This window comes from Aeromonas sp. R6-2 (genome assembly GCF_040908155.1).
Classification (GTDB): Bacteria; Pseudomonadota; Gammaproteobacteria; order Enterobacterales; family Aeromonadaceae; genus Aeromonas; species Aeromonas schubertii.
In genome coordinates this window covers 73,642-80,342 of sequence record NZ_JBFODE010000027.1, presented here as the reverse complement: position 1 = coordinate 80,342, position 6,701 = coordinate 73,642, and the positions used below count along the sequence as shown (strand labels likewise).

Below are 6,701 nucleotides of genomic sequence, written 5' to 3'. Positions count from 1 at the left end.
TCCCGCTGCCGCTCGACTTGCATGTGTTAGGCCTGCCGCCAGCGTTCAATCTGAGCCATGATCAAACTCTTCAATTTAAGTTTGGGCTCAATGAATTGCTGAATTAACTGTTGCTGACTTCCAAAGAAGTCTTGCTTGGTCACTTCATCAGACATTGAAATATCAAAAATTGTTTTTGATGCTTCAATCCTGCGAGTGCCCACACAGATTGCTTGATTCAATTTGTTAAAGAACGTTGCCTTGTCGGCGTCCAGCGCAGCGTGCCGTGCTGGTGAGGGCGCATTATAGGGATGGCGAACACGCTGACAAGTACTTTTCTTACTTCGGCAAACCGTTCGCTCACAAAACAACCAAACCCTCTTTTTTTGTCGAAAACCCATCCAACGGGTGTCACTTCAGCACGCCCACAATTGAACATTTGAAATGACACTTTATAATGAGCATCTGAAATCCTCATTTAATGACTCAGGAGCCCTCATGCATCAGATCCTCGATAGCCAGAAAGAAGAGGCGATCCCTCCCCTGCTGCGCCTGGGGTTCCGCCCCTTCTTCCTGCTGGGGGCCCTCTTCTCGGTGATCGCCATGACGCTCTGGTGGTTGCAACTGACCGGGCATCTGGCACTGCCAGCCCTGTCCAACCCCATCTGGTGGCATGCTCACGAGATGTTGTTTGGTTTTGGCAGTGCCATCGTTGCCGGCTTCCTGCTGACGGCAGTACAGAACTGGACCGGCTTTCCCGGCTTGCGAGGCTATCGACTGGGAGTGATCGTCGCCCTCTGGCTGGTGCCACGCCTACTGTTACCGCTGCTTGGTAACCACCATTGGCTATTGATGGCATGCGATCTGCTGTGGCTGCCACTGACGGCCTTTTATCTTGCACGCCCGATCGTGCGGGTACGCCAGTGGCGTAATCTCTTCTTCGTGCCTCTGCTTCTGGTGCTGACCGGCCTCAATGCCAGCAGTTGGTGGCTTGGCAGTGACTGGCTGCTGACCGAAAAGCTTCTCATCGCCACCGTACTGCTCTTTACTACCCTGATTGCCGTGATGGGGGGACGGGTGATCCCCTTCTTTACTTCCCGCGCCACCCAGACCCCCAAGGCCGAGCCCCTCCCCCGACTCGAGCGTCTGGCCCTTGGCAGTCTCTGGCTACTGCTGGCAAGCTGGATCGTCTTGCCGATGTCGCTCTTGCAGCAACCGGCCTGGGCTCTCCTCTACGGGGTTGCCGCCATCACTCACCTCCTGCGCCTCTCCCGCTGGCAGTGGCGTGCTACCGGTGCGCATCCCTTGCTCTGGTCGCTCCACCTCTCCTATCTCTTTATTCCTCTTGGCCTGGCCGCCATGGGATGGTGGTCACTGGGCGGCCCGCTGAGCCTGTCGACAGCCAGCCACTTCCTGAGTGTCGGCGTCATGGGCGGCATGATCCTCGCCATGATGGCGCGAGTCTCCCTTGGCCACACGGGGCGCATGCTGACAGTCGGTAGAGCCATGATCCTGGCTTTTGTCCTGCTGTTTGCCGCCGTCCTGCTGCGCGCAGCGCTGCCTCTGCTGCTCCCGGCCCAGATCCTGGTCGCCTGGCACGGTGGGGCCTGGGGCTGGATCCTGGCTTATGGCCTCTTCGCCTGGGTCTATCTGCCTATTCTCAGCGCCCCCCGCGCCGACGGGCGCCCGGGTTAGGGATAGCGGATCAGGTTATGAAAACGGGCCGGCGCCTCTCCCAAGTTGCGATAACCGTGGGGGGCGTCGGCCGCAAACCGCACCGCTTCGCCGCACCCAAGCCGATGCCACACCCCTTCAAGCAAGATCTCCATCTCCCCGTCAATCACCAGAACATGCTCGCTGACCCCGCGCTCATGGGGCTCTGACTCACGCTCATAGCCGGGTAAGAGTGTCATCTCGAACAGCTCGAAACCGAGGCTCGGCTCGAATGGAAAGAGTGGCGCCACCCACATGCCGGCCTCCCCAGGTTGACTGCGCAAGGCATCGGCCGAGCGAAACAGGGTGGCCGTAGCGGGAGCGGTCACATCGAGAAAGCTCGAAAAAGAGACCTTTAAACCGGTGGCAATCTTCCAGAGGGTCGCTACTGTGGGACTCGACTCGCCCCGCTCTATCTGACCCAGCATCGCCTTGCTCACCCCGGTCTCACTGGCACTGCGATCGAGACTCCAGCCCAAAGCCTGCCGCAACTCCTTCAGACGGGTAGCGATACGCTCCGTCGGGGCAGCCTGTATTTCGTTCATTGATTCCCCTCCACGGAATTGTGCGCTATAGCGCACACCTATATAGTTGGAACCATTGTACGTTATAACGCACGGAGTACCCATGCCCTTTTCCTTCTCTCATCTCAGTGCCGGCCTGATGGCGGTGCTGGTCGGTTACACCAGCTCGGTGGCCATCATCTTTCAGGCTGCCGCCGCAGCCGGGGCAACCTCGGCGCAGACGGCCTCCTGGTTGTGGGCCCTGGGTCTGGGTATGGGGATAAGCAGCATAGGGCTCTCCCTCTATTACCGCATGCCACTGCTCACCGCCTGGTCTACCCCGGGCGCGGCCTTGCTGGTCACCAGCCTGTCGGGGTCGAGCCTTGGCGAGGCCATCGGCGCCTTCATCCTGAGCTCGGCACTGATGCTTTTGCTGGCGCTGAGTGGTGGTGTCGACAGGGTGCTGCGGGTACTGCCCAGGCCCCTGGCGGCAGCCATGCTGGCCGGCGTGCTGCTGCGCTTTGGCATCAACCTGTTTACCCCGCTACCCGAGGCGCCGCTCCTGATCCTCGGCATGCTGGGCCTGTTTTTGCTCGGCAGGCGTTTTGCGCCGCGCCTGGTCATGGTGCTGGTACTGGTTGGCGGCACCCTGCTTGCCGGCTCACTGATGCCACTGCCACTCGAAGAGGTGACGCTCTCGCTCACCACCCCGGTGTGGATGAGTCCGAGCTTCTCCTGGCACAGCCTTGTCGGGGTGGGGATCCCGCTCTTTGTGGTCACCATGGCCTCTCAAAACCTGCCGGGCATGGCGGTGCTGCACGCCCACGGTTACCACCCCAAGGCCTCTCCTCTCATCGGTTGGACCGGTCTTATCGGGCTGCTGCTCGCCCCGTTTGGCGGATTTGCCTACAACCTGGCCGCCATCACTGCGGCCATCTGCATGGGCAAGGAGGTCGACGAGGATCCCGCTCGCCGTTGGCCGGCCACCATCTGGGCCGGGCTCTTTTATCTCTTGAGCGGCCTGTTTGCCGCCAGCGTCGTGAGCCTGTTCAGCGCCCTGCCAACGGCCCTGATGGCCGCCATCGCCGGGCTGGCCCTGCTCGGCACCATAGGCAACAGTCTGCACGGTGCACTGGCCGAAGAGCACAGTCGCGAGAGCGCCCTCATCACCTTTCTGGTGACCGCCTCAGGGGTGAGCTGGCTCGGCATTGGCTCCGCTTTCTGGGGGATCCTGCTCGGCACACTCGTATGGACCTGTTGGCAAAACGTGCCCCCCAAACAGGTCAGATGAGTGTGATCGGCACCACACATCCCAACATTTTGTTTGGTTTCTCAACCCGATTTGATTTGTGATGAAACCGAGGGCTCTTCTTCCCAAATTTGCGCCCTCGTCAGCGTTCGAATAACGGAGAACAACAAAATGAAACACGTTCAGGCATACGTACTGCTGCTGGCTCTGACCGGCGGCGCGGCTTACGCCGCAGATGCAGATCGGGATCTGGCGCGCCAGCTGGCGCTGCAGACCGGCACCCTGCTCCCCACCCTGAGCAATCAGGGATATCAGGCCCCCCTGCCCCAGGTAGTCAAGAAGGCTCCGACACGGCTCAAGCGTCAGGCGGCGGCCGCCGATGCGGCGGCAATCCGTCGTCAGGGACTCGACGGTGAGCTCAAGCAGCTGATGCGAGTGAGACTGGCAACCCCGGATCAGATCAAGGCCCTCGAGGCCGGGGTGGAGCCACTGGTGGCCTATGTGCCAAGCGGTGACGAGCAAAGCTGGAGCGCCATCGAGGCGTTCGACAACGCCGGTAACCCCGTCTATCTCGATGTAGAGCAGGCGCCGGATCGCCCGGTACTGGTCGTGGAAGCCGATCCCGTCAAGGCGAAGACGGCTGGTCTTCGTGTCATGCGCTCGGCTCTGGCCAAGGCCGATCTGCAGGCGGCCCCGCTCGCCAGCGAGCCGGTCAAGCCCCTCAAGACCAGCATCCTCAAGAAGATCCGCCTGCAAGATGACAAGGAGCCCTGGCTGCTGGGTGGTGCCGAGATCTACGCCATCGTCGCCGGGGTCAACCCGAGCCGTGACGAGCCGGTGGTGGACATCGTCGACATGCCCTATCTCGATCACGACAAGACCGACTACACCCCGAACCAGATCCTGGTCTACTGGGATCGTTACCGTTGGGGTGCGGTGGACATGGTGATGATGGAGCAAGATGACAACGTCAACTACAAGGAGCTCTCTGGTCTGCTGATCGAGGCGCTCAAGCTGGGCTTTACCGCCGGGGGTGTGCCCGAGGCTTTACCCTTCCTGGATCTGGGTGGCCGTATCGTCAAGGCGTTGCCCGACTCCTGGATGACCAACAACGATGACTATGTGGATACCTTCTACACCCTGGAGCAGGATCAGGTCTACCGCGACTACACAGGTGCAGCCGCCAACGCCATGATCACGCTGGAGCCCAAGGAGATTGCCCCGACGCGTCAGTGACGGGGGATGCTGACAAGAGAGGGCCCATCGGGCCCTCTTTTCGTCTTGCTTATTGCGCCGCTCGCTCGAAGCTGGCTGCGATGGCTCTGGAGAGGGCATCGAGCTGGCCATCGAGGCTGGCATCGATGATCCCCACCTCGGTCTCGAGGATAGAGCCCCCCTGATCCAGCCGCGCATCGGCCGCCACCTCGAGATAGCTTATCTCGGGGAAATCCTTGTGAACCCGGGCTATCTGCTCCCGCACCGCCGCCGCCTGATCCGGGTGAACCCGGACCACCACCTGCTTTTGGTTGCTCACCAGGGCCAGCGCCTCGCGCACCACCTGGAGGGTCAGGGTGACCTGATCATACTCCTTGAGGATCTTGCGCACCGACTCCAGCACCACCTCGCTCATCTGCTGCTCGACCCGGCGATAAAACTGCTGGCACTGCAACTGGGTCTCGTGGATAAGGGTTGCCTGCCGGGAGCGGGCCTCATCCATGCCCGCTTCCCAACCCAGCTGCTTCTGTTGCTCATAGATCTCTCTGGCCTCGGCGAGAATCGCGGCCGCCTCCTCGCGGGCCGCCGACACCAGTTCATCGGCACCGAGACTGGCACGATAGTCCGCCGCGCGCAGAATTCTCAGCTCGGGAGCAAGGGAGAGCTCTCCCTGGGTTATTTGAACAAATGGGAGCATGAAGGAAGCACCTGTTTGACGAGTTTCTGGCACAACACCTGGGCCAGTGGACGAAGGGATGGCTCGAGGGAAAAAGGAGTCAGCTGCCGGGTTGGCGCAAATCTCAGCTCGAGTCGCTGACGCCAGGGCGCGGGCACCGTCTCCATGGCCGCCAGCCAAAACTGCAGCCCGTGCCGGATCATCCCGGGGGCATCGATCTGTGCCGGCAGGGGCGACTGCCACCCAGCCGGCCAGGGACCGATCAGCAGCTCATGCCGGGCCATCAACTGGCGCAAGGCATCGTGTTCGAGCAGGGCCATCAGCTGGCGCAGCGGCTCGGCCTGCAAACAGTGGCGAATGGCCTCTGCGTGCAGTACCAGTCCCAGGCGGCAGAGCAGTGACTCCAGGGCGGGCTGTGCCAGCAGGGCGATGGCGCCGAGACCCATCGGCGCCTGATAGTCGGTCTCGAGGGCCAGCGCCTCGAGCAGGGCGCCATTGATATGGCCGCTGCTGCGCCAGTCGGGCAGCAGTGCGATCACAGGACGCCAGCTTGAGGGTAACTGCTCCGGATGAAGATAGGAGGCCGGACAGAAACGGTACTGATAGGCGGTGACAGGTGTACCCATCACCCCCCCTTGCGCCGCAGCCAGAAGTACTGGGCCAGATTGGTCAGGGGCAAGAGCAGAAACAGCAGGGCCAGCAGACCGATGAGACGCCCTCTGGATGACTCGCTCACCTCGATGGAGAGTACGCTGGTATTACGGGGCATCAGCTGGTTTTGCCGCACATCGGCGGAGGGAACCAGCACCACACTGATGCGATCGTAGGCCAGCCCCTCGATGCTGTTGTTGACCAGCTGCTTGATCTGGGGGATATAACCATCGAGCTGCACATCGGCCGCATGCTTGATAAAGACCGAGGCGGAGGCCGGAGAGCCCTTCTTGCCGCCACTGCCCTTCTCCTCGGGCAGCACCACATGCACCCGGGCCACCAGCACACCATCGATCTCGGAGAGGGTGCGAGAGATCTCCTGCGACTTGGCATAATTGAGCCTGGCCTGCTCCTCAACCGGCGACGAGATGAGACCATCTTTGGGGAAAACATCCTGCAACGAGGAGAAGCTCTCGCGCGGATAGCCCTTGCGCTTGAGCGCCTCGACCGCCTCGGCGACATCCGACTCCTCGACCATCAGCTTGACCCGGCCGTCCTTGTCCGGCTCCTTGCCGGCCGAGATACCCTCTTGCCTGAGCAGGGCCAACATCTCGTTGCCCTCCTTCTGGCTGATCCCGCTGTAGAGTTCAACCTTGCAGCCTGCCAACAGCAGGGCGGCCAGCACGGCTGGCAATACACTCTTGATCTTCACAGG

7 protein-coding genes and 1 rRNA gene are annotated in these 6,701 nt (G+C 61.4%); 3 read left to right on the top strand and 5 right to left on the bottom strand.

Annotation, left to right across the window (positions count from 1 at the left end; all coding sequences use genetic code 11):
- A 16S ribosomal RNA gene (locus AB5Y48_RS04125) occupies positions 1–77 on the bottom strand; the annotation flags it as partial.
- Positions 78–477: 400 nt separating this feature from the next.
- On the opposite strand from AB5Y48_RS04125, the gene AB5Y48_RS04120 reads away from it, so the two are divergent.
- Positions 478–1,674, top strand: a complete 1,197-nt coding sequence (locus AB5Y48_RS04120) for an NnrS family protein (RefSeq protein WP_368163806.1) — start codon at positions 478–480, stop codon at positions 1,672–1,674.
- On the opposite strand, the gene AB5Y48_RS04115 is transcribed toward AB5Y48_RS04120, so the two are convergent.
- Positions 1,671–2,237: a helix-turn-helix domain-containing protein gene (locus AB5Y48_RS04115; RefSeq protein WP_368163805.1), complete on the bottom strand. Its 567-nt coding sequence runs from the start codon at positions 2,235–2,237 to the stop codon at positions 1,671–1,673. The genes AB5Y48_RS04120 and AB5Y48_RS04115 overlap by 4 nt on opposite strands.
- An 82-nt stretch (positions 2,238–2,319) precedes the next feature.
- Here AB5Y48_RS04115 and AB5Y48_RS04110 point away from each other — a divergent pair, with 82 nt between their 5' ends.
- Both AB5Y48_RS04110 and AB5Y48_RS04105 read left to right on the top strand, forming a co-directional pair.
- Complete coding sequence (locus tag AB5Y48_RS04110; protein WP_050666197.1) at positions 2,320–3,486, top strand: benzoate/H(+) symporter BenE family transporter; 1,167 nt, start codon at positions 2,320–2,322, stop codon at positions 3,484–3,486.
- Positions 3,487–3,615: 129 nt separating this feature from the next.
- Positions 3,616–4,680, top strand: a complete 1,065-nt coding sequence (locus AB5Y48_RS04105; RefSeq protein ID WP_224162865.1) for a DUF3103 family protein — start codon at positions 3,616–3,618, stop codon at positions 4,678–4,680.
- Positions 4,681–4,729: 49 nt separating this feature from the next.
- Here the strand turns inward: AB5Y48_RS04105 and AB5Y48_RS04100 are convergent, their stop codons facing one another.
- The 3 genes from AB5Y48_RS04100 to sctJ are packed head-to-tail and all read right to left on the bottom strand — an operon-like array spanning position 4,730 to position 6,698.
- Positions 4,730–5,356 (bottom strand): HrpE/YscL family type III secretion apparatus protein, encoded by a 627-nt coding sequence (locus AB5Y48_RS04100; RefSeq protein ID WP_060585728.1) that lies wholly within the window; start codon positions 5,354–5,356, stop codon positions 4,730–4,732.
- Complete coding sequence (locus AB5Y48_RS04095; protein WP_368163804.1) at positions 5,335–5,961, bottom strand: Yop proteins translocation protein K; 627 nt, start codon at positions 5,959–5,961, stop codon at positions 5,335–5,337. The genes AB5Y48_RS04100 and AB5Y48_RS04095 overlap by 22 nt, the downstream gene beginning before the upstream one ends.
- Entirely contained in the window at positions 5,961–6,698 is a 738-nt protein-coding gene (sctJ, locus tag AB5Y48_RS04090; RefSeq protein ID WP_050666201.1) for a type III secretion system inner membrane ring lipoprotein SctJ, read from the bottom strand. Before sctJ ends, AB5Y48_RS04095 begins: the two co-directional genes overlap by 1 nt.
- Between the last annotated feature and the right edge of the window lie 3 nt (positions 6,699–6,701).

Coding starts and splice junctions, on each gene's coding strand:
- AB5Y48_RS04120 (WP_368163806.1), top strand. CDS start 478: ATGCATCAGATCCTCGATAGCCAGAAAGAAGAGGCGATCCCTCCCCTG.
- AB5Y48_RS04095 (WP_368163804.1), bottom strand. CDS start 5,961: ATGGGTACACCTGTCACCGCCTATCAGTACCGTTTCTGTCCGGCCTCC.
- AB5Y48_RS04110 (WP_050666197.1), top strand. CDS start 2,320: ATGCCCTTTTCCTTCTCTCATCTCAGTGCCGGCCTGATGGCGGTGCTG.
- AB5Y48_RS04105 (WP_224162865.1), top strand. CDS start 3,616: ATGAAACACGTTCAGGCATACGTACTGCTGCTGGCTCTGACCGGCGGC.
- AB5Y48_RS04100 (WP_060585728.1), bottom strand. CDS start 5,356: ATGCTCCCATTTGTTCAAATAACCCAGGGAGAGCTCTCCCTTGCTCCC.
- AB5Y48_RS04115 (WP_368163805.1), bottom strand. CDS start 2,237: ATGAACGAAATACAGGCTGCCCCGACGGAGCGTATCGCTACCCGTCTG.